A 20267-nucleotide genomic window follows, 5' to 3' on the forward strand; every position below is an offset into this window, starting at 1 on the left:
ATGCGCGGGCCTTTCAACAGGCTGACACGTCAACGCAGCCATCGACAGGCGCATACCCGGCGCTTTTTGGACAAGTCGCTCCGGTAGGGCGTTGCAGGCACTCATCCCGCTCCTCGCCGCGGTATGGTCCTCGACCCCGTGAAGGGCTGATGGCGATTCTTGAAATCGACCAGCGTGGATCTTCCTCCCCAGATCGTTCGGAGAGCGACCGGACGCTACACGGGTTCCGTGGTGAACTTGCGCCAGGCGGGCCCCCGGCCAACGCCGAGGAAGTTCTGGAACGCCCAGTAGACGCCTCCGTCCAGGCGGCCGCACCCGTCGCCCGCGCGGACGGGCTGGTTGCGGGGGTCGTGCTCGTCCTCGTAGTCGATGTCTTCATATGCGGGGTCGTCGATGCTGTAGTGGGTCAGATAGGCGCGAGCGTGCTCGATGTCCAGGTCCAGGGCCGGGAACTGAGCGAGCAGGAGGTCCGGGCGACCCTGGCACGGAAGGTCACCGAAGAACGAGCCGATGTTGTCGGTCTGCTGCTGGAACTGGTCGATCACCGTGCCCTGGTTGAACAGCTCACAGCCCCAGAAGTCGTCGTCGTAGATGAAGACCAGCAGCCCGGGGCAGTCGTGTACCCGCGAGACGTACAGCTGGGCGCGCCGACGCAGGTCCCACTCCCAGCCCTTCGTCCACTCCAACACCGTCCAGCCGTCGCACTGCTCGTGAAGGGTGTAGTAGTCGCCGTACCAGCGCCGACGTACGTCGTCGTCGCGGAGCCCCTCCAAGCTGTGCCCTTCCTGCTGCCAGAACTCCTCCAGCGCGGCGTACACCCGCTCATGGTCGACGCCGTAGAAGAGGGTGGTGCGTCGGAACGTGCCCATAGGTGTCCCCTCCAGACATGTGGTCGGTGATAGCAACGTGGGCTTTCGACTGACAGTTCGGCGAACCACCTCAGAGATCAAGCGTTTCTGCGAGAGAGACGAGATGTCCTGAGTGCGTATCAACGCGTGGGGTGAGCGGGTCGGCGCCGTAGTCCTTCCGGAGTGAACGTGAGGGCGATGGGCAGCGGCGCGTCACCGCGGCGGACCGCCAGGAGCAGCGGCTGTTCGTACGCCGGCGGCCACAGGACTCAGCTTCCGGCTCCGAACCGTTCCACAGGTGGAAGAACACCATGGGATCAAACGGCTCCCTCGTCGCGTAGCCGAGCGTCTTGGGGTAGAGCGAGCTGCTCCCGCCAAACACTATGGAGGGTGAACCGAAGGCCGACGTCACCTCCTCCCAGACGCGGTCGCAGCTGGCCCACGAGTCGATCGTGGCGAGCATCGAACGGTACTCGTCACCATCCAGGACCCGGTCAAATCGAACCCACCCCTGCCTCCGCGCGATCTCGGCGTACAGAGAAGTGACAGCATGGCCTTGATCGGTGGGGAGGAACTGCCTGAATGCGCCCAGGGCTCCGCAGTTGGTCCACGCGTCACGCTTTTCCAGTTCTTCGCCGATCACCTCGCCTCAGGCATCTTGGCGGCGCTCAGCGAACAGAAGTAGGTCTAGGAGCCTCCTGATGTGGATCTCTCCACCCATTACGCCGGTCCTGCGGAGGGACATATTGAGCCCTTCGACGAGGTAGGCGTGGATCTCCTGCGCAGAGGCAAGTTCCGAAGTCACCGCACCAGTCTCTCGCGCCGCGATGGCAAGATCATCTGATTTCATGCATCGACGGCTCCGCGTTGACCGCGGGTCTGGTCCGCCTCGTCATCTGCCGTAGCTCACCGCGACCATCAAACCGACACGTCGGACGACACGACCCGAGGGGTGGGGAACCAACCCAAGCAGGTTTGTCCCACAAGCAGATCACCTCCGGGGAGATTCAAATATCCCCATCAGGGCGAAGCGGTCCCCGAGACTGACAGCCTCCGAGCTAGGCGGAGGCAGCCGAAACCCGGCGCCGAAGCTGGCTCCACCCGCGCTGGCGGAGAATACGGCGCGTCAGGAATAAGTGCTCTCCGCCGGTATAGCGAGCGGCACCGCAGCAGTTGCAATAGCCCAGGCACCGAACTGGACTGGACGAAGCCGTGGCTACGGTGCGTCACCCGGGATGCCACCGCAGGCTGAGACGTTGTCATCCCACGGGACTGCTGCCCGCGGTTGAAGCAAGGTGAAGCGAGCGGCGGTCGGCCAGCGTTCCTATGCATGTGCTGGGTCATCAGCCGGGCGACAGGCTGATCGCCGACGGTGTGGCTGTGTCAGTGCTTATGCATGTTGTTCCGCCCTGCGTTCGGGAGTTACTGCAGGCTCGGCTCCTTGATCAATGTATGTGAGTGGTTCTGGCTCAACTTCCGTGGAAGGGACACGCTGAGTGACGAAGAGCCCCCGACCTGTGCGCCAGCCCCTCCCCGGACCGCGCTCTCGGCCGCGGCTCGACTCGGCAGGGCCGGGCCAACCAGTGAGCGGGCGGCGGGCTAGAAGAAGCCGGCGCGACTGTGCTGTGTGAGGCCATCGACGATCTCGCGTAGCCACGGGCTGCGGACGGCCGGCAGCCGAACAAGGGTGTGCCGGAATGTTCCCGGGTCGGCCCGGAACAGGTGATGGGGGCGCGGCGCGGGTGGGTCGAAGTCGTCGCGGATGCCGTTGGGTAGGCCGCCCGACGCGGGGACGGGCAGGTCCGGCTCGGGGAAGACCAGCCACAGCCACACCCCGAACGGCAACGGCACTGGGTACGCCGCCGTGCCGACTGGGGCCCAGACCTCCCCCGTCTGCGGATGGGACGGCACGAGGAGGATGTCGGTGTCCCCGCCGGGAGCTGGCCGCCCCGGTCCGGCCAGGACCGCGCGCCGCGCCGGCGGACCCGCGGGCAGCAGGGCGTCGAGCGCATGTTGGAACACCTCCCCGACCAACCCGTCCGGGACAATCACCGGCCGGCCCTCCGAGGCCACGAGCAGGTGGGCGAGCGCCCGGCCGGCTGCTGCCTCCCACTGCGGGCTCCACGACCACTGGTGGTTCGACCAGTGGCCCGCCCTCATCCGCGACCCCCACGTGGCGATCGGCTCGAACGGGGGCGTGCCCTTCCCTTCCGCCATCAGCTCCGCCCAGGAAAGCGGTGCCGCGTCGGCGCCGTCGGCGGGAAGGCGGCGCACGGCGTTCGGGGCGAGCCACATCGCCTGCCAGAGCGAGCAGTCGTCGATCCGGCTCGCCACGGGCAGGGCACACGCCACACAGGCCACATTGGGGCCGTCGGCCCCGTCAAGGCCGCAGCAGTAGCCGCCTCCGCGATTCTCCGGGATCAGCACGGTTCCGCGGGCGTCGCCGGGCGCGATGACGATCGCGCCCGGCGCGCCGTCGGACAGGGCGTAGACCGGCGCGTAGACACCGCGGGCGGCTGCCTCGTCCGGATGGACCTCCTCCCACGTCCGCCACGGCGGCCCCCAGGGCTCCGAGTCCACGGCGAAGGTGCCTGACTCCATGAGCACTGGGAGCTGGATCCCGTTTCCGTACTTCTGATGAGCGTGGACCGGCAGGGCGACCTGGGACAGCGGAGTGGTCAGCTCAGCGCTGCACGCCGCACAAACGAAAACGAACAAATGTCCTCCGTGTGGGAAACGGAGGCATCATCGCAGCTCGGCAGCGGCCAGCCAATCGGTTTCCAGGACAGCATGAGCGCCCACTCCGTAAGCCGTGGCGTAGGAGCCAGAGAGGGCGAAGCCCGTCGACATCGCGCGCTGCCCCCGGCACAGGGAAAGGCCGCCCCTGCCTATCGGCAGGGGCGGCCTCGTGCGGTATCGGTCAGGCTTGGGCGAGGTGGTTCGAGAGGTTGAGGGCGGCTGTGGCGATCACGAGCGCGGCGCACAGGCCGCGCACTTCGTGGATGGTGGGGCGGACCAGGCGGGGCCAGTCGTCGGGGGCTGCGGGCCAGGATGCGAGATGTATCTCGGTGGTTGCCAGGCCGAGACGGGCTGTCACGTCCCAGCCTGAGCGGGACGCTGGTTCCCAGTGAAGGCTGATTCGGCCGAGTGTGAGGCGCGGAGTGTCGGTGGCGAGCCAGGCGATGTCGAGCGGCCCGTCGGGCGCGGCGGTGACGCGTTGGACGAGTGCGCCGCGCATGCCGCTGGGCATGGGGCGGACAGCGAGGGGCTGCAGCGGGAGGGTGCGGCGATGAGGGGACTGTGTTGGGATGTGGGCCTCCGGGGTGGGTGGGTCAGGCCCAGGCGAGGGCGTTGCTGACGGCCGTGGGGAGGTAGTCCTCTTGACCGTCGTCGGCAATGAATGCCCGCCCGTCCCGGACGACGATCTGTGCACCCACGAAGTGGGTGAAGGGGAAGTCGGGGTTGATGGCGAGACGGACCGGCAGTTCGGGGTCGAGGTCCTGGAGCTGGCGCAGCAGGTGGCCGACGGTCAGGTAGTGCGGCATGGGAGCCTCCGGTAAGAGTGCTGGGGGAGTGGTCAGCGGACGGGGTGGGCGATGAGGGCGGCGAGGAACCCGGAGACGGCTTCGGACGGGGTGTCGCGGCCGAACTCCTGGGCCCACGGCTCACCGTTGGTGGTTAGGACCCGCACCGTCCAGAGGATGCCGCGCCGCCAGGCGTCGGGGTCCTCTCTGGGAGCCAGCCGACGTAAACGTGGCCATCGGGGCTGGTGACGTGAATGTTGGCCTCCGGGGTCTGAACGGTCGGCCAGCCGCAGGCGTTAAGGAGGTCGAGCACCGGGCCCGCGCAGTGGTCCGTGGTGAGCCAGGAGCGCTCCTCCACGGTGGGGCGGACGACGCTCGGCAGGAGGGCGGCGGAGGCGTTCACGGTTATACGTTCCCTTCGTTGACCAGCGGTTATTCCCGGCATCCGTACGTTGACATGCGGTCCGCAGCATCACGTAGTCGTTTCCCAGCAGGGGGCGTCTGCCATCAGCGAACTAGCAGCCGTGCCGGGGGAATGGACCGGCAGCCGGGGGGGCGTACTGAGGTTGCGGCGAAGCGCCGCACGAGGCTGAAGGCGGCGCGGAATGTGGCGGGAGCGAGCAGACACTGGGGCGGAGCAGGGTTGGAACGCAAGGTCCGTGCGGCGGGGCGCCGGTGGACGGTGGGAGACATCGCGATGGTCGCCGACGGCCAGTGGGCTGTCGGCGCAAGGGCCGGTGGAGGACGCGATGAGGACACGCTGGTGGAGCGGCGGGTCGAGGATGGGCGTCAAGTCGAACTGACGCTCGACGAGTTGGCCCGCAAGGTGGGCTCCCGCGTCCGGGATGCCCACCACGGTGAGGACCCCGGCTGATCAGCGGCGCGCGGCCCCAACCCGGCCCGAGGCGGGCCGACGGAGGCTGACGGGCAGTCTGATCGGCTGCCAGGCCCACGCTGAGCAGTGCGTTCCCGGAGCGGGCGACAGCGGCTTGGACCCGGCGGCGCGCCGGTGCCAGGTCCCCGGTAGCCGTGGCTTCGTGGGCATCGATCAGGTGGCTGACTGCCTTGAGGGCGGTGCGGCTCTCGGCCTGGGCGACGCGCAGGTCCGCCGCCGAGGTGGTGATGCGTTCCAGGTCGTAGAAGTCCGGCGCGTGCCCTGGCCGGGTGAGGGCGTGTAGCTGGTCGCGGTGCACGGCGACGGCGTTGTCGGTGATGACCAGGGACGAGCGGATGTGGATGGCCGCGCGCAGGAGCGGGTCGTCGGCGGGGCGACGGGTGGCGAGGGATTCCAGGGCTTCGATCGGTCGGCCCCAGGTCTTCTCGATCAATGTGGTGGCTTGGTCGAGGGCAGAGGTGTTGGACGTGACGGGGTTCCCAAGTGGAGAGGGTGTTGCGGTCGGTGGTAATGCCCCGAGCGTGCGGAGCTGTGCGTCATCGGTTGCGGCGTGGGGTTGCCGAACTGCGCAAAGCCCCGGCTCCTGGCCCGAGGGCGGGAGCGCTGCTCCGGGTCCGGCCCGGAATCGCGGAACGGCTGCGGGCGGCCACGACGCGCAACTCCGCCGCTGTTCGTGGAGATCGGGCGGCGCGTTGGACGGCCTGGGTCACCGCGGTGCGGCGCACGTCGAGTGGTGTCGGAGCCCGAGGGACCTGGACGGGGCTCGGGTTGACGGGGGTCAGGGTGGCAAGGTTCGCCAACTCGTGGGAGAGCTGGTGCCGTTCACGTACTGCCGGAGTGGGGTCGACCATGGCCGCTGCCGTCGCGGCGATCAGATGGGTCGGAGTTCGGGCGGAGAAGACGGCTTCCGCGCGAGTGCCCCAGCCTGGGGGACCGGCCCAGAGCGTCACGGCTTCCTGGTTCTGGTGGGAAGGACGGTTGTCGATCAGAACGCCTGCGTGCTTGCCAGGGGAGATGAGTTCGACGGTGCCGCGCTCGGCGGCTTCGCGTCGCCAGCCGGCGTCGGTCAGGGGCCGGACGGCGTCGGCCCAGTACGGCGACGGGCTCGCGAGGAATCGTGCTTGGCCGTCATGGGGCTTGGCTTCGGTGTAGTCGCGTGCGAGAGCGCTGGTGAGGCCGGCGACGATCTCGGCCGGGGTGACGTGGTTGAACGTCGCTGTCCAGCGCGGCGTGGAGACGGCGTCGTCGGCGGCGGTGATCTTCCAGAGCTCGAAGTCGTCGCCGAACCAGCCGATACGGATCCTCTGGTCGGGTGAGGTGACTAGGAGCTGGCAGGGGCGTCATCAAGGTAGTGGTGCGGCCAGTGGGCGACGGGGGCGAAGCCTGCGTCGCCGGTCCCGTTCGACCCGGCCAGATACATCGGGCTGACCAGGACCTCCTGATGGGGGCGCTGGTCGTAGGGCTGTTGGGAGTTCACGATCCTGGCTCCGGGCGTGGAAGGGGAACACGCCCGCGCGCATGGCGGATGGCTTGCGCGCGGGCGCCGTCGTGCAAGAGGGCCGGCTTGCTCTGCTCACCGGGCTCGCTCGGGGGCCAGAGCGGGCGGCGACTGCCCTGGGCACCTGCGGTTGCGGCTGGGGAGTGTGGCTGAACTGGACGTCGACCGACACGAGCTGAGAGGGGGTGGGCTGTGTACAGGTGGACATGGGAGTAACTCCGTTGCGGGGAAAAGGGGGTGGGGCTGCGAGCGGGACCGTGCTGGTTCCATGCATGGCGCGTCGGGGATGGCGGTCGAGGCCGAACTCCTCGGTGGGCCTTGGCATGTTGGGCGTGCCGGGTCACCGGGGCTGTTCGGCCGTCCTCATCCGTGTGAGGAGTGAGCGGATGAGCGTGGGCAGGCTGTCGTCGCTGTCGTCGATCCAGACGTGGTCGGTGGCTTCGCTGAGGACGTGCGCGGCGTCTTCGAGGAGGCCGCTGGAGATTTCCATGCAGGCGTCGGTGATCCGGGCGGCGGCGAGCAGGGCCTGGGAGAGCACCTCGACGTACTCACCGGGCGGGAGTCCTGCGGCCTCGGCGGCGGCTCGGATCGCCGCCAACTCCAGTGCGCTGAAGGTGAAGTCGAAGCCGTGGTCCCGCTCGGCCGCCGCGGTGGATGCGGCGGCTGGGGCCGTCGGCTCCGTGGGAATGCCGACGCGGGTGCAGATCTGGTCGACCGAGGCCGTCAGCTCGGCGAGCGACTCGGTCAGCCATCCCAGTGCGGATGCGTAGGAGGCCAGGGCGAACAGGCCCGCTGGCGTGGAGGGGAGCGGTTCATCGGCGACGAAGTCTTCGAGTCGTTCGTTCAGTTGGCCGACGACCTTCGGCCCGACGGACAGTGCTCCTAGTGCCGCATCAACCAACCTTCGCCCTGTTGTGACGCGCCGTCCGGAGTACGGGTCCGGGCGGCCCGGACCCGTCATGCTGTCCTGGTGGCTGAGCGTGTGCGGGTGCGTGAGATTGATGACGACGAGGGACAGCGGCTGCTTCGGATCATTCGCCGGGGCACGGGATCGGTGGTGACCTGGCGCCGAGCACAGATGGTGCTGCTGTCCGCTCAGGGCATGGCCGTGAACAAGGTCGCCGAGGTGACATTCACCAGCCCGGACCGGGTCCGCGACGTGATCCACAACTTCAACGCCGACGGCTTCAAGGCGCTCTACCCCAAGTACAAGGGCGGGCGCCCGAAGACCTTCACGCTTCCGGAACGGCGGGAGATCAAGAAGATCGCGAAGTCCAAGCCGGCCGAACACGGCCTGCCGTTCTCGACCTGGAGCCTGGTCAAGCTGGCCGACTTCCTGGTCGCCGAGGGGGTGGTCGACGACATCAGCCACGAGGGCCTGCGCATCCTGCTCCGCGAGGAAGACGTCACCTTTCAACGCGTGAAGACCTGGAAGACCTCCAAGGACCCGGACTACGAGGCCAAGAAGGCCCGGGTCGAGCACCTCTACGCGATCGCCGACGGCGAGGTCATACCGGAGCCAGGCGAGCCCGAAGTCATCTTCTGCATGGACGAGTTCGGGCCGCTCAACCTTCAGCCCCACCCCGGACGCCAGTGGGCCGAACGCAGCGGCAAGCACAAGGACCCCGACCGCGAGCCCAGGCCGCGCCGACGCGCGACCTACACCCGCCCACACGGGGTCCGCCACCTGTTCGCGGCCTACGACCTGGGCAAAGACCAGCTCTACGGCCACATCAAGAAGACGAAGAACCGCTCCAAGTTCCTGGAGTTCTGCCGCTACCTGCGCACCCTGCACCCCGCCGAGACGCGCATCGCGATCGTATGTGACAACTACTCCCCGCACCTGACCACCAAGCGGTGCCGCCGGGTCGCGGACTGGGCCGACGCCAACAACGTCGAGATCGCCTACACCCCCACCAACAGCTCCTGGCTGAACCGCATCGAGGCCCAGTTCACCGCCCTGCGCTACTTCGCCCTCGACGGCACCGACCACCCCAGCCACAAAGCCCAGGGCAGCATGATCCGCCGCTACATCATCTGGCGGAACATGCACGCCGCCGACGAACGCCTCGACAAGGTCGTGACCAGGGCAAACGTCGCCTGACGAGCATCAACGGTCCCCATCGTCGCGCGGGGCCCGCACAGCGAGCCAGTCGGCGAGCTCCCGGCAGGCCGCCTGCTCTTGCACGTCGGAGCCCCACCAACAGGTAAACGGCGAGGCGTCCTGGTCCAGGTCATCCCACCACCAGGCAGCGCACTCAGACAGGTGACGGTCGGCAGCTGGCTGCTCATGGGCAACCCACAGCTCCAGCCAGGGCGTGACCGAGGAACTCGCCGTCACGCAGCTCTCGAAGACCTCGCGGGCCGAGGTCGGCGGAGTCTCCTGACCCAGGGTCCATGTCCACCATGCCTCCAAGAAGCCACCCAATGCCTGGGCCTGCGGCTGGGGCCAGTCGGGCCAACAGGCGGCGGCCAGCCCGCGCGCCACCATGTCCGGCGAGGCCGTCCCCTGGGCCAGCACCACCACCAGTTGCGGCAGCACGCGACGGATCACGGCTGGCTGGTCATCCCAGTGATCAGGAGTCTCCTGCGCGACCGAGGCGACCAGATCCACCGGCAGGACGGCATCCGCGACCCGCAGCAACGCGACTTCGGCAGGGCCGTAACAGCGCTGGCAGCCGATCTCGTCCGGGCCCACTGTCATGCCGGCGAACACCTCGGCCACGCGCGCGATCGCCGACTGCAGAGCTTGAGCATCAGAGCTGGACACGACGCTTCCCGTCAAGACTCCAGCGAGCCACCGCCCACCGAAGAGGGCGACGCTACCAGCCCGAAGACCCGACACCGAACAGGGCGAAGGTTGGTTGATGCGGCACTAGTACGGGGTGCAGGTAGGAGCGGCCGGGAGGTGTCGGGTACTCGGCGCTGATGATCTGGGAGACCCGCTGGGCGGCGTCGGAGAGGAGGTCCGCCAGGTCGGAGCGGGAGAGCTGGGAGGGGTTGGCGGTCATCGGTGGAGTGCCTTTCGGGTGGCGGGAGCGGAGGGCTGGTGAGCTGCCGGCGCGCCTGGTGGGGCTGCTGTCGCCGCGAGTTCGGTGGCGAGGGGAGAGCGGGATCGCGCTGCCCGCACGCGCGCTTCGGTTGCTGCCTCGGACTCGGTGCTCCGGTATGGGCTGGTGCGGAGTTGGGCCGAGCGGTAGACGGCTTAGTCCTTGCGGCTGCCGGCGGCCACGAGGTAGATCTCGCGCTTGTGGCTGGAGGTCGGCGGTGCGGGGCGGAACTGGATGACCAGCCGGTAGGAGACCGACGGGTCGACGTAGACCTTGTGGAAGCCTGCGAGTCGGCCTTGCAGCGGTAGGCAGTCGTCGCTGCCGTGCACGAGGTTCTGCAACTCCAGCAGCGCCAAGTCGCGTATATCGTGCGGGAGTTCCCGAAGATCCGTGATCGCGTCAGGGTGGGCTGCGAAGGCGAACCGTGCCCGGCTCACAGTGACCTCCCGACGCTCGACGGTCGGACGATGGGGGTTGCCCGTGTGACGTGGTCGCTGGCGTTCCCGTGTGGAGCCGCGGAAGCGGCGGGGGAGCGGGTGAGCGCGGCACGGGCCCGGAGATCCTCATCGCGGTGCTCCAGCGGCAGCGGGTTGGCACGGGTGTCCAGCCACTGCCGCGCCGACGCCTCGTCCGCGAAGGCTCCCTCGCGCAGGGTGTAGGTGTGGGCCTCGTAGTCCCCTTCTTCAACGAAGAGGCGGAACGGATCCTCGGCGGCGTGGGAGTCGCGTGCCAAGGTCCAGGTCTCGCACGGGTCGTAGTCGCAGGTGTAGCTGTCGAGGACCTCGTACCGGCTGCCCGACATACGGAGCTGTTGCTCGATCGCTGCGGTGAGGTCGTCGGCGGGCTGCATGAAGTCGCCGCCGAGCTGGCCGATCTGCCTGGGCGGGCAGCCGCGCTCGATCAGCCAGTTCTGCGCCCACGGCGCAGTGGAGTGACGGGCCGATTCGAAGGTGAAGGTGTTCCGGTCCAGGTCCCGGGTGACCTTGATGGCGCGGATCTGCGGCGCGCCGGGCACGCCCCAGGTGGCCGAGCGGTCGTGGGCGACGACGAAGCTGCGGGACCTGTTGGGGGTGTGGTGCTGGGCCAGGACGGTCAGGTCACCGGCTCCGTACCGCGCTTCCGCGCGCTCGGACGCCTGGTCGGCGGGGGCGAGGTCGTGGAGTTGGAAGTCGAGTTCGGTGCTCATGCCGCCAGCTCCGCCTGCTCCGGCTGCTTGGGTGCGGGGGTGGCCAGGACGCGGTGGTTGGGCCGGGTGGGGCTGGTCGTGCAGGCGGCGAAGGGGCCGTCGGGGGCGCGGAGGTGGACGAGCGCCTGGTCGAGGTGGTCGCGGTGCCACGTCGAGGGGCCGGTCAGGCCGGCCTTGGTGGCGGTGAGTTCCTGCCAGGCGAGCCAGAGGGCGTGGAGCCGGGCGACGGCCTCGGGGTGTTCGTGCCACTGCGCGCACCAGGGGCGGGTGGTGCTGATCTCCCTGCCGTAGACGGGGAGGAAGAGGTGGTCCACCCAGAAGCGCAGTTCGGCCAGTTCGGCGGCGTACTCCTTGCCGCCGAGCGCGGCGATGAACACTGACGTCGACTGGGCCGGGGAGTTGGTGTCGGACGCGTCGGCAGCAGTCGGTCGGGCAGTGGGGGCGGCCTCGGAGGCGAGGCGGTCGAGGATGACGCCGTGCTCGCGCACTTCGGCCATCGTCTTGGCGAGCGAGCTGGCGAGGTCGTCGAGCTCGTTGTCGGGAATGCGGAACGGCTCGGTGTCTGCTGTGGGGTCGGACATGGCGGATCCAAGGGGAGAGCGGGAGGGACGGGGGTGGGGATCGCGGTCTTCTGGAGGGCATTGAGGTACTCCGCTCACGGGTCGGCTGGTGGGAAGAGGATGCAGAAGATTCGCGATTTGGTGAGGCCGGAAAATCGCGATAGGGGAGCGCTACAGCACGGTGCAGCGTGGACAGCGGGGGAACGGCGGGTCCAGCAACTGCACAGCGCGGGCTGCCTGTTGGGGGACGACGCCGTTGCCGAGGGCGGTGAGTTGGGCCGGGCGTCCGAGTCCGGGGGTGGTGGTCACCCAGCCTGCTGGGAGGCCCTGCATCCACTCGACGAACTCGGCGCGTAGACGCCCGCCCGCGTCCGTGGGTTCGGGCGCTGGGCGGGTGAGGGTCTCCCATCGGGCGATGGCGGATCCGTAGGCTCCCCATCGCCGGTCGGGTCCTCGACTCCCGGAGCGGGCCGCGTCCACAGCGGCAGGACCACTGCTGACAGGGGTGGCCGCCGGCCCTTGCCCGGACGCCGCCCCGGCGTGCCGGTGTCGCTCGCCCTGGGCGTCGGAAGCAGTGACGCCGCCGCGCTGGGCAGGGTCATGTCGCCGTTGCCGTGCCGCTGGTTCGGTGAGCCCTTGGTCCCGTCCGACGCCGTCGGGGTCGGTAGCAGGAGCCACTCGACCTCGTCGGCCAGGTTCGGGCCGTGGCCCCCGCTCTTCCTCTTCTCCGGGTGCTGGGAGCCCCCGTTCTTGCCGATGTTGCTGGTCGGCGTCTTCAGCAGGGTGCCCTGCGGGCCAGGCGGTGAGAAAGACGCGCTCGCGGCGGTGGGGCGCTCCGACGTCGGAGGCCCGTAGCACGAGCCAGCGAGCGTCGTACCGGAGGTCGGAAAGGGATCCGAGTACGGCACCGAGTGCCCGCACAGGAGGCTGGGTTGGGTCGTCTCCCAGACACCACGGGCAGGATTCCACCTCGCCAGGGGAACCGGCGGGTGAGGTGAGCAGGCCGCGCACATTCTCTATCACCACCAAGCAGGGGCGGAGGGCCTCGACAGCGCGCGCGACGTGCAGCCAGAGCCCGGAACGGGTCTGCGGGTTGAGTCCAGCCCGGCGGCCGGCGACCGAGACGTCTTTGACAGGGGAAACCCGCCGTCAGGACGCACACCCGGAGCACTTGAGACCAGTCGGTGGTGGTGATGTCGCCGAGGTTGGGCACGCCGGGCCAGTGGCGGGCCAGGATGCGGGAGGCGTCCGGGTTGACCTCGGCGTGCCAGGCCAGCGTGCCGCCGAGGGCGGCCTGGACGCCGAGGTCGAGTCCGCCGTATCCCGAGCAGAGCGAGCCGATCAACGGCGGGGGCGCGATGGCGGGTTCCATGTCAGCGGCCCCGCGCGATCCGGCCCGGAACGGGCGCCGTCGTAGTGTCCGTCGACGGGAGCGGTCCGGAGGCGGCGATGGGGTTGGTGGACCGGCTGCGGGCGGCCTGGACCCGGACCGACGGCGGCGCTACGGTCGCCGCTGCGGCGCGAAGGGATCGGGCCGCCTCGTGCAGCGCGTGGTTCGCCGCGCCGAGGGCGGCAGCGATGACGTGCACGGCGGCTTCCCGGGCATCGCGGGCGTCGGGCTGGTCGCGCAAGTGCTCAGTCTGGTCCAGGAAGGCGAGCTGGTGGGCGACTTCGCCCAGTGCGGATGCCGCCTTCCCCGCGGGCCGCATGGCGGAGGCGAAACCGGTGACAACCCGGGCCTGGCGACCGCCCGGTGCCGGTCCGGCCTCGGCACGGAGAAGGACCTCGTCGCCCAGCTCGCTGATCAGCCTGCCGAGCTCGGATAGCTGCCGGGCGACAGCAGCGCTGTCGAGAGGTCGGGGTCGGGAGAAGCTCCAGGGGAGCTGGCCGCGCTGGGCATGGAAGGCATCGGCCCAGGCTTGCAGGGCCAGGGCGTCGGAGATAGCGGTCATGGCAAGTTCCAGTAGGCAGGGGAAATGAGGGGCGGGTTCAGTTGTGGCCGCGCGCGGGTGACCGGACGGGGATAGGAGCAGTCAGGCGGCCCGGCTGCTCTGAGGGGGCTTGGGCGGGGCGCGTCGTGCTACGGGCCAGGGCGGCGCGTACCTGTGCGGTTGACGGTCCGTCCGGTGTGGGGGCGGCGGCTGGTGTCGCGGCGGGGGTGTCGTTCGCGATCTGCCAGCGGCTGCGGGCCTCGACGAGTGGCCCGAGGGAGTGCAGGGCGTGGTTGATGAGCGGCCCGGGGCCCAGGGCGTTGTTCTCCGCCAGGGCGCGGATGGCTTGGGCGGAGGCAGCTGCGGTGCGGGTGATCGAGGAGCGCATGACCTGCTCGCCGAGCCATTCGGCGTTGCCGGGCGCGAGGCCGTCGCAGATCGCGGTGACCTGTGCCCCGGTGAGGGTGCCGTCGGTCAGGAGCCCGCGCCGTTGGGCTTCCCAGAGGACGGTGAGTCGGTCGATCGGTTCGCCGCGGTGGTGCAGTGCTCCGAGGCAGCGGTAGAGCTGTCCGTGTGCGGGGTCGGCGAAGTCGCCTGGTCGCAGCCAGTCTGCTACGTCGCCCATGGCTGCCGGTCGGTCGACCAGGACCGCGAGCAGGAAGCGCTCGTCCTCGCTGGCCCGGTTCGCTGACTCTGCGGATGCGGCTGGGGCGGTGACCTCAACGGTGGTGGGCGGGACTGGTCGTGGCTCGGTGCCCCACCGCCTGGCGAGGTCGGTGAGCACGCCGTGCAGGACGTCGGCTTGGTGAAGCGCTCCGTCGACTTCGCCTCGCAGGGCGTCGGCGCGAGCGGCCTGGTGGAGGCGGATCGCGTGTTCGGCGACGGTGCGGTGGATCGCGCCTTCCAGCACCATGCGCCCGTACACCGGAGCATGCGCAGGGCGCGGGCAGGCCGTGACGAGGGTGTGGGCGTACGAGGCGGTCAGCCCGCGCACGTGGCGGCCGGCCTCGGTGACTGCGTCGGTCACCCAGGACAGCGGCACGGCCTTGTCGGTGGTCAGTGCGGGGTGGCCGTCGGTGCGGAGTTTGCGCAGCGCGGCGAACAGGGCCTGGTGGACCAGCCGGTAGAAGTGGTCCGGCGCGAGCCAGTTCAGGTGCCCGAGCTGGCCCGGATCGAGCAGCACGGCACCGAGCACCGCCTGCTCCGCACTCAGCAGCGGGTTCATCGCCGACCCCCATCCTCGATGGCCGACATCGCCTCTTGCCGGATCTGCAGTTCGGCGACTGCCCGGTCGGCAGCGGCCACTGCCATGGAGAAGCGGTCCAGCGCCTGGGTGAAGGCGGGATCGGTGGCCGGGATCGTGCCGGTGCGGCTGACCAGCCACCAGCGGCCGTCGCGCTGAACGACGGGGGCGCAAAGCAAGCGCGTGGAGTGAGGCTTCGGGGCGCTCATGCCGACAGCCCGAAGTCGTCAAGGCCGCGGGCCTTCGCGAGGGCGCGCTCGGTGATGGCCTTGGTCGCACGGGCCGAGGCGGGGCCGACCACCTTGGCGGAAGGCTCCTTGTACCAGGGCCGCAGGTCGAGCATGGCCACCCGGATCCCGGTGGCCAGGAGCAGCGCCTTGCCCTTGGGGAGGGCGCGGATGGCGTCCGGTGGAAGGATCCGCTCGGTGCGCATGCTCACCGAGGTGGACTTACCTCCCTCGCTGGTGGACACCGAGCTGGTCTGCACGTCGTGGTCGCCGATCTGGCGGCTGAGGCGGTCGGCGAAGTCCGCGTCGTCGATGCCGCTGCCGACGATCTTGACGGTGGCGGCGGACCACAGGGCGTCCATGCCTGCCTCGCCCCAGCACCGCTGGCCCTGCCGGTAGGACTGCAGGATCGTCATCGGGATGACGCCCCGCGAGCCCAAGTGGGAGTACAGGTCGGGCAGGTCGCTGATCTTGCAGACGTTGGCGGCCTCGTCGAGGACGCACAGCGCGGGCGGGTCGAGTCGTCCACCCGAGCGCTCGGCGACGATCACGGCCGCGCGCATCACGGCGTCGGCGGCTGCCGCGATGATGGCCGAGGCGGAGCCGCCGCCGTCCTTGCTGAGCAGGTACAGCGTGTCGCGGGAGGTGGCGAACGCGTAGGGCTGGAACTGGGGCAGGTGCGGGTTGGGGGTGACCCAGGCGGCAACGTCCGGGTCCAGTAGGCAGTTTGCGTACTGGCGCGCGGTCTCGTAGATGCCGTCGCGGGTCTCGGTCGCGCCGGAGACGGTGCCCTGGAGCTGGGCGGCGACCGCATCGTGGCCGGCGTCGGTGAGCAGGTCCACCGGGGTGCGGTCGGCGGGCGAGGCGAGCCAGGCCAGGACGTCGGTGATCGGGCGGCGGTGGCTCGCGGCGGCCAGGAACAGCGCGCCGAGGGTGTTGCTCGCGGCAGTGGACCAGAAGTCGGAGCCGCTGGACTCGTTGACGCTGGCGGCGACGAAGTGCCCGGCCAGGCGCTTGGCCCCGGCCAGGTCGCGGGCGTCGGCCAGGATGTCCCACCACATCTGCCGCGGGTGGTGGGCGATCTGCTGCGGGTCCAGCGTCCAGACGGTGCCGACCTTTGCTCGGGCGTCGACCGTCGCGGTGAAGGCGTCGTTGGCTGCCTTGTTGGAGGTCAGCAGGACCGGGCCCGGGGCGGCGAGGATCGCGGGGATCGCCAGCCCGCTGGTCTTGCCGGAGCGCGGGGCCATGATCGCGACGATCACGTCCTCCCACGAGGCGCGGACCTCAGTGCGGCCTGGAGAGACGGAGCCGACGAGGATGCCGCGGTCGGCCGGGGCGATCTCGCCCGGCTTGCGATCAGCCAGGCTCGGCCGCAGGCTCCGGGCCTTCGCGGTGATCTCCTTCTTCAGCAGCGGGGCGACGTCCGTCTTGCGGGCGAGGCCGTTCTTCGCGCCGCCGCGCAACCGCATCCACACGACCAGGCCAACGACGGCGAGGCCGATGCAGAGCAGACCGGGGATGATCCGCGCGCCGACGAGAACAGCGGTGGGGCTCAGGTGCGGCCATACGGCGGCGGGGCGGAGCAGCGCGTCGGCGGTGAAGGGCGTCCACGGGCCGCTGCCGAAGAGGGTGTTGGTGACGTTGCCGGTCAGCCACGCCAGGGAGCCGAAGGCGATGGCGATGCCGAGGAAGCCGAAGAGGAGGTAGAGGAGCGCGTCGGTGCCGGTCGTGGTCGAGGGCGCGCTGGTACGAGGGGCAGGCATGGATGTTCCTGGGAGTGAGCGCAGGCGGATGGCGGGTGGGGCGCGCGGCGCTCTTCTGCTGGTCATCGAGGGGAAGCTCCTGTTCGGATCAGGGGTGGGCGGCCGGGAACTCCGGTTGCGGGCCCGACTGGGGGAAGGCCGTTTTGGTTGTCGGCCAGCTCGGCATCGTGAGCGGACCGCGAGGACTTGCTCAGCGTTTGCGCGGGCCGGGGGACTGCGCGGGAGGAACGGACACGCTCGCGGTCCAGGGATCCGGCGTCGACGGGGCCTTGGCCTTGGCTGCAGCGGGCGATGTGGCCACTGCCGCGATCTGCGCGGTGGGCGCGGCGACCTGCGTCGAGGTATCGGTGCGGTGCAACTCGGCCTCGCAGTCCGTGAGTTCGGACTGCGCGGCGCTGACGAAGTCAGCGGCGAAGCCGAACCGGTCGGAGAGTTGGTAGGCCTCGTCGTCCAGGTCGGTGATCTGCTCCGATGCCGCTTCCAGCGCTTCCCGGAGGCGCTCCAGGGCTCCGTGCTCGGGATGGAGGAGGTGATCGACCGCGCGCAGCAGCTCGGTGCCGTTCTCGGCGGACCGGATCTGGTCGGTGAGCTGCAGGAGTTCCGCCCCGACCGTGTAGGACCCGAGCGGGTTCGCCAGGGTGGTGCTGAGGGCGGGGTCGAGAGCGACGTGGTAGCGGGCGGCGCGGAGCATCTCGGTGGCGTGGGAGGCGATGGCCCGCTGTTCGGTCCGGTCCATGGTGGTCGGCAGGCGGTGTCGGGGGCCGTGCCAGTCGTTGGTGAAGGCGAAACCGGCGTGGTTGAGCAGGGTGATGGCGAGGCTGTCGCCGCCGCGGGCGACGACGCTGCCGCTGGGCTCGGCGGTGATGGTGACAGTGATGGGCACAGGAAGCTCCTGGGGTATTGAGATCGGGCCGGTGCCCCCGCCGGGGGTGGGGAGACCGGAGCCGGGCGTTCAGACGTGGGGGTTCTCGGTGGGCCGATCGGTCTCGGTGGCGGCCTGGAGCAGTTCGGCGAGGTCCCCGGGCTCGGAGGAGCGCTGGTCGATCCACCACCCGGCACGGGTGACGGTGCGGGCGGAGTCCTCGATCTCCTCCCACTCGGCCTCGCTGGTTGAGCCTTCGAGGACGAGGGCGGTGTAGGCGGCGGCCAGGAGCTGGTGGCGGCAGCGAACGCCCCAGGCGATCGCACGGTCGGTCCCCTCCAGCGGGGGCATCCGGTACTGCTGCGACCAGGCGTCGGATTCGGCTTGCTCTTCGGCGCGCTTGGTTTCCAGCCAGGCCGCCGTCTCGCAGGCGTCGCGCTGGTGCTTCGCGCGCCAGCAGTCCGTACAGTCACGTGCGGCCAGCCAGCGGGCGAACCCGGCACGTTGGTCGGCGGGACGATCCGACAGGTCCGCCGAGGCCAGGTGGCCACAGGCGTGCTCGATGTCCCAGGTCTTCTTCACGGCCATGGGTACTGCGCCTTACGGGAGTTGGGTCAGTGGGTGCGGGCGAACGCGATGCGCGGATCCACCGGCCGGGCCGCTGCAGCGGTCGCGGTGGGAGCGGCGACGGAGTGCTTGCCGGGCAGGCCTGCCACGGCGGGGCTGGAAGCGAGCGTGGCAGCATCGCGAGGGAACCGCTGCGAGGCGGGGGCCGAGCCGCGCTGGTGGTTCGCGGTGGCCGCGGGCACGGCGCGGTGGGTGGTGACTTCCTGGGCGAGTGAGGGCTGCACCGCGACTTGGAGGTCGGCCCGGTGCAACTGGAGCGTGGCGGTGGCCACCTTGCCGAGCGCCTCGCTGCGGCCGGTGGAAGTGGGGAGGGTGTAGATGTCCAGCGCGTGGTTGAAGCGCCAGCCGTGTGCTTCGAGGACCGCTGCGCCGCGCTCGACAGCACGGGCCGTGTCCGCGGTGGCGGCGACGATGCCGAGGCGCGGATGCTCGGCGAACGCGACGTCCGGCTCGACGCGCGGCTCGGGGTCGAGGTCTGATTCGGATGCGAGCGCGGGGTCCACATCGACGTGGTAGCCGGCCGTGCGCAGCAGGGCGATGGCTCGGGCGGTGCGGCTGGGCCCGTCGTTCTGCTGGTCGGCCAGCGCGTAGAGGGTGGGCTGGTCGGGGACGGGGCGGAAGTCGAGGCGCTTCAACGTCCAGGTGCTGGCGGCCAGTTGCTTGGGGTTGGCGGCGACGATGCCGTAGTCGGGGTGGTGGCCGATCGCGATGTCGGGCAGTGGGTCGTGGTAGTGCGTGGGCATGGCGGATCCATCCGGTGCAGGGGCGGCGGTGGTCGGGCAGCGGGGACGGCTCTGCTGGCGGCAGGCATGGAGGACTCCTGAGTGGGAGGCCGGTCAGAGACCGGCAGCGGGACGAGAGTGCGCGGGACCGTAGGACCGGTCCGTGGAACGAGGATCCGGAGAAGTCGCGAGTTGGCCCGGCCGGAGACCCGTGCTAGTGGGTCACCGCGAGCGCCGGGCGGCACGGGCAGGCGAGGCAGCAGGCGTTGCCGGGCCGGACGCGGAGGGAGCGGGTGCCGCCGCGCCGGAGCGCGCGAGCGCGGCCCTGGTCCGCTGGTGGTCCGGGGTGAGTTGCGCGGTCATGCGATCGGTGAGTTTCTCGGCTGCTGCGGCGAAGGCGCGGCCGTTGTCGGCGAGTTCCTGGGCGTAGGGCCAGCCGTCCTCGTTGCGGGCTATGTCTGCCTCCATGGCGTCCGCCTGGGTGAGACCGGGCATGAGGCCGTCCATCAGGGCGACGACCTGCTCCCATTCCTCGCGGACGGCGGCGGCGCGGGTCAACGTGGTGCCGATGCCGGACATGCGGCGCAGGTCCTCACTCAGCGGACCGTCCGCCAAGTCGCCGTCGACGAGGAGGCCCTGGACGTCCGAGAGCAAAACCGGGCCGAGGGCGAGGAAGGTCTCGACGTGCGCCCAGGCCCGCGCATCGCGGGTGATCTTGCCTGCCTCGTAGGCGGCGTCATCGATCGGCCAGCCCTGGTCGTCACACAGTGAGTCGGAGACCGCGTCCCAGGCCGCCAGCGCCTCCTCGATACCGTCGGCCGCCGCGGTGAGAGCGCGTACGCGGACCTGCCACAGTGCCTGGTGGTAGCGCGGAAGGAAGCGCTGCTGGATCTCGGCGGCGGCCCTAGCGGGATCGGAATTGACGGCAACGGCCCACGGCACGGCCTGATCGCCGTGGGCATCCAGCAGGGCGCGGGGAATCGTGGTCGGCCGCAGCGCACCGATGAGGAGATGGTCGCGGCTCCTCGGCTGCCGGACGGCGAGAAGGCGCAGGTCGCCTGGGCCGGTAAGGATCGCTGCTTCGTCGAGCGCGAAGATGGAGATGGCTCCGTGCAGGCTGCCCAGATCCCGTGCCTGGTCGGCGAGTTCGCCCTGCCCAGCGGAGAGATCGCACATCTCCACGGCCCAGCCGGACGGCAGACGCTCGACGATCGCGGCCGTCGTGTCGCGGAGGTCGAACCGGGTGCGGATGCCGCTGTCCTCGACCGCTCCATGAGTGGGGTTCGGGATAGACTGTGGCATTAGTCAATTTCCTTCTGAATAAGGCTAGT

Annotated in this window: 24 protein-coding genes and 3 pseudogenes; 2 read left to right on the forward strand and 25 right to left on the reverse strand. The window is 70.1% G+C overall.

What is annotated here, in order from left to right; all coding sequences use genetic code 11:
* Positions 1-215 precede the first annotated feature (215 nt).
* The 6 genes from ABH940_RS17125 to ABH940_RS17150 all read right to left on the reverse strand — a co-directional run bounded on the left by ABH940_RS17125 (position 216) and on the right by ABH940_RS17150 (position 4539).
* Complete coding sequence (locus ABH940_RS17125) at positions 216-869, reverse strand: hypothetical protein (protein ID WP_370105589.1); 654 nt, start codon at positions 867-869, stop codon at positions 216-218.
* Positions 870-939: 70 nt separating this feature from the next.
* Positions 940-1491: a hypothetical protein gene (locus tag ABH940_RS17130; protein ID WP_370105590.1), complete on the reverse strand. Its 552-nt coding sequence runs from the start codon at positions 1489-1491 to the stop codon at positions 940-942.
* A 956-nt stretch (positions 1492-2447) separates the two neighbouring features.
* Entirely contained in the window at positions 2448-3566 is a 1119-nt protein-coding gene (locus ABH940_RS17135) for a hypothetical protein (protein WP_370105591.1), read from the reverse strand.
* 202 nt (positions 3567-3768) lie between these two features.
* Entirely contained in the window at positions 3769-4086 is a 318-nt protein-coding gene (locus ABH940_RS17140; RefSeq protein ID WP_370105592.1) for an esterase, read from the reverse strand.
* Positions 4087-4180: 94 nt separating this feature from the next.
* Positions 4181-4393: a hypothetical protein gene (locus tag ABH940_RS17145; RefSeq protein WP_370105593.1), complete on the reverse strand. Its 213-nt coding sequence runs from the start codon at positions 4391-4393 to the stop codon at positions 4181-4183.
* 32 nt (positions 4394-4425) lie between these two features.
* Positions 4426-4539: a DUF317 domain-containing protein gene (locus tag ABH940_RS17150; protein ID WP_370105594.1), complete on the reverse strand. Its 114-nt coding sequence runs from the start codon at positions 4537-4539 to the stop codon at positions 4426-4428.
* Between the two features lie 440 nt (positions 4540-4979).
* Here ABH940_RS17150 and ABH940_RS17155 point away from each other — a divergent pair, with 440 nt between their 5' ends.
* A complete protein-coding gene (locus tag ABH940_RS17155) occupies positions 4980-5246 on the forward strand; it encodes a hypothetical protein (RefSeq protein WP_370105595.1) in 267 nt (88 codons plus the stop codon).
* Positions 5247-5803: 557 nt separating this feature from the next.
* Here ABH940_RS17155 and ABH940_RS17160 read toward each other — a convergent pair.
* The 3 genes from ABH940_RS17160 to ABH940_RS17170 all read right to left on the reverse strand — a co-directional run bounded on the left by ABH940_RS17160 (position 5804) and on the right by ABH940_RS17170 (position 7666).
* A complete protein-coding gene (locus ABH940_RS17160) occupies positions 5804-6568 on the reverse strand; it encodes a DUF317 domain-containing protein (RefSeq protein WP_370105676.1) in 765 nt (254 codons plus the stop codon).
* A gap of 20 nt (positions 6569-6588) precedes the next feature.
* A complete protein-coding gene (locus tag ABH940_RS17165) occupies positions 6589-6744 on the reverse strand; it encodes a hypothetical protein (RefSeq protein WP_370105596.1) in 156 nt (51 codons plus the stop codon).
* A 361-nt stretch (positions 6745-7105) separates the two neighbouring features.
* A complete protein-coding gene (locus ABH940_RS17170) occupies positions 7106-7666 on the reverse strand; it encodes a hypothetical protein (protein ID WP_370105597.1) in 561 nt (186 codons plus the stop codon).
* A gap of 69 nt (positions 7667-7735) precedes the next feature.
* Here ABH940_RS17170 and ABH940_RS17175 point away from each other — a divergent pair, with 69 nt between their 5' ends.
* Positions 7736-8869 (forward strand): IS630 family transposase, encoded by a 1134-nt coding sequence (locus tag ABH940_RS17175; protein WP_370105598.1) that lies wholly within the window; start codon positions 7736-7738, stop codon positions 8867-8869.
* A gap of 6 nt (positions 8870-8875) precedes the next feature.
* On the opposite strand, the gene ABH940_RS17180 is transcribed toward ABH940_RS17175, so the two are convergent.
* From ABH940_RS17180 to ABH940_RS17255, 16 genes and pseudogenes are all read right to left on the reverse strand, one after another.
* On the reverse strand, positions 8876-9535 hold the full coding sequence (locus tag ABH940_RS17180) for a hypothetical protein (protein WP_370105599.1): 660 nt from the start codon (positions 9533-9535) through the stop codon (positions 8876-8878).
* A gap of 52 nt (positions 9536-9587) precedes the next feature.
* A complete protein-coding gene (locus ABH940_RS17185; protein ID WP_370105600.1) occupies positions 9588-9776 on the reverse strand; it encodes a hypothetical protein in 189 nt (62 codons plus the stop codon).
* Positions 9773-10252: pseudogene (locus ABH940_RS17190) on the reverse strand (hypothetical protein). Before ABH940_RS17190 ends, ABH940_RS17185 begins: the two are co-directional and overlap by 4 nt.
* Positions 10249-11001, reverse strand: a complete 753-nt coding sequence (locus ABH940_RS17195; RefSeq protein ID WP_370105601.1) for a glycosyl hydrolase — start codon at positions 10999-11001, stop codon at positions 10249-10251. Before ABH940_RS17195 ends, ABH940_RS17190 begins: the two are co-directional and overlap by 4 nt.
* A complete protein-coding gene (locus ABH940_RS17200) occupies positions 10998-11582 on the reverse strand; it encodes a DUF4913 domain-containing protein (RefSeq protein ID WP_370105602.1) in 585 nt (194 codons plus the stop codon). Before ABH940_RS17200 ends, ABH940_RS17195 begins: the two co-directional genes overlap by 4 nt.
* A 150-nt stretch (positions 11583-11732) precedes the next feature.
* Positions 11733-11870, reverse strand: coding sequence for a hypothetical protein (locus ABH940_RS17205; RefSeq protein WP_370105603.1), 138 nt, complete (start codon positions 11868-11870; stop codon positions 11733-11735).
* A 525-nt stretch (positions 11871-12395) separates the two neighbouring features.
* Positions 12396-12629, reverse strand: a pseudogene (locus tag ABH940_RS17210) (C-5 cytosine-specific DNA methylase); the annotation flags it as partial.
* Positions 12630-12750: 121 nt separating this feature from the next.
* A pseudogene (locus tag ABH940_RS17215) lies at positions 12751-12933 on the reverse strand (DNA methyltransferase); the annotation flags it as partial.
* 1 nt (position 12934) lies between these two features.
* A complete protein-coding gene (locus ABH940_RS17220; protein WP_370105604.1) occupies positions 12935-13513 on the reverse strand; it encodes a hypothetical protein in 579 nt (192 codons plus the stop codon).
* A gap of 37 nt (positions 13514-13550) precedes the next feature.
* The gene (locus ABH940_RS17225) at positions 13551-14717 is read right to left on the reverse strand and encodes a DnaB-like helicase N-terminal domain-containing protein (RefSeq protein ID WP_370105605.1); all 1167 of its coding nucleotides are present in this window, start codon (positions 14715-14717) and stop codon (positions 13551-13553) included.
* Positions 14714-14944, reverse strand: coding sequence for a hypothetical protein (locus ABH940_RS17230; protein ID WP_370105606.1), 231 nt, complete (start codon positions 14942-14944; stop codon positions 14714-14716). Before ABH940_RS17230 ends, ABH940_RS17225 begins: the two co-directional genes overlap by 4 nt.
* Positions 14941-16725: a type IV secretory system conjugative DNA transfer family protein gene (locus ABH940_RS17235; RefSeq protein WP_370105607.1), complete on the reverse strand. Its 1785-nt coding sequence runs from the start codon at positions 16723-16725 to the stop codon at positions 14941-14943. Before ABH940_RS17235 ends, ABH940_RS17230 begins: the two co-directional genes overlap by 4 nt.
* A gap of 190 nt (positions 16726-16915) precedes the next feature.
* Positions 16916-17608, reverse strand: a complete 693-nt coding sequence (locus ABH940_RS17240; protein ID WP_370105608.1) for a hypothetical protein — start codon at positions 17606-17608, stop codon at positions 16916-16918.
* A 69-nt stretch (positions 17609-17677) separates the two neighbouring features.
* The gene (locus ABH940_RS17245; RefSeq protein WP_370105609.1) at positions 17678-18175 is read right to left on the reverse strand and encodes a hypothetical protein; all 498 of its coding nucleotides are present in this window, start codon (positions 18173-18175) and stop codon (positions 17678-17680) included.
* A gap of 26 nt (positions 18176-18201) precedes the next feature.
* Positions 18202-18957, reverse strand: coding sequence for a hypothetical protein (locus ABH940_RS17250; RefSeq protein WP_370105610.1), 756 nt, complete (start codon positions 18955-18957; stop codon positions 18202-18204).
* 201 nt (positions 18958-19158) lie between these two features.
* Complete coding sequence (locus tag ABH940_RS17255) at positions 19159-20238, reverse strand: hypothetical protein (RefSeq protein WP_370105611.1); 1080 nt, start codon at positions 20236-20238, stop codon at positions 19159-19161.
* Between the last annotated feature and the right edge of the window lie 29 nt (positions 20239-20267).

The organism is Streptacidiphilus sp. BW17, from assembly GCF_041262485.1.
Lineage (GTDB): Bacteria > Actinomycetota > Actinomycetes > Streptomycetales > Streptomycetaceae > Streptacidiphilus.

What these genes read in the sequence shown, in the direction of transcription:
- ABH940_RS17125 (WP_370105589.1), bottom strand. Translation starts at nt 869, where the DNA reads ATGGGCACGTTCCGACGCACCACCCTCTTCTACGGCGTCGACCATGAG.
- ABH940_RS17140 (WP_370105592.1), bottom strand. Translation starts at nt 4,086, where the DNA reads ATGCGCGGCGCACTCGTCCAACGCGTCACCGCCGCGCCCGACGGGCCG.
- ABH940_RS17145 (WP_370105593.1), bottom strand. Translation starts at nt 4,393, where the DNA reads ATGCCGCACTACCTGACCGTCGGCCACCTGCTGCGCCAGCTCCAGGAC.
- ABH940_RS17185 (WP_370105600.1), bottom strand. Translation starts at nt 9,776, where the DNA reads ATGACCGCCAACCCCTCCCAGCTCTCCCGCTCCGACCTGGCGGACCTC.
- ABH940_RS17195 (WP_370105601.1), bottom strand. Translation starts at nt 11,001, where the DNA reads ATGAGCACCGAACTCGACTTCCAACTCCACGACCTCGCCCCCGCCGAC.
- ABH940_RS17200 (WP_370105602.1), bottom strand. Translation starts at nt 11,582, where the DNA reads ATGTCCGACCCCACAGCAGACACCGAGCCGTTCCGCATTCCCGACAAC.
- ABH940_RS17220 (WP_370105604.1), bottom strand. Translation starts at nt 13,513, where the DNA reads ATGACCGCTATCTCCGACGCCCTGGCCCTGCAAGCCTGGGCCGATGCC.
- ABH940_RS17225 (WP_370105605.1), bottom strand. Translation starts at nt 14,717, where the DNA reads ATGAACCCGCTGCTGAGTGCGGAGCAGGCGGTGCTCGGTGCCGTGCTG.
- ABH940_RS17230 (WP_370105606.1), bottom strand. Translation starts at nt 14,944, where the DNA reads ATGAGCGCCCCGAAGCCTCACTCCACGCGCTTGCTTTGCGCCCCCGTC.
- ABH940_RS17235 (WP_370105607.1), bottom strand. Translation starts at nt 16,725, where the DNA reads ATGCCTGCCCCTCGTACCAGCGCGCCCTCGACCACGACCGGCACCGAC.
- ABH940_RS17245 (WP_370105609.1), bottom strand. Translation starts at nt 18,175, where the DNA reads ATGGCCGTGAAGAAGACCTGGGACATCGAGCACGCCTGTGGCCACCTG.
- ABH940_RS17250 (WP_370105610.1), bottom strand. Translation starts at nt 18,957, where the DNA reads ATGCCCACGCACTACCACGACCCACTGCCCGACATCGCGATCGGCCAC.
- ABH940_RS17255 (WP_370105611.1), bottom strand. Translation starts at nt 20,238, where the DNA reads ATGCCACAGTCTATCCCGAACCCCACTCATGGAGCGGTCGAGGACAGC.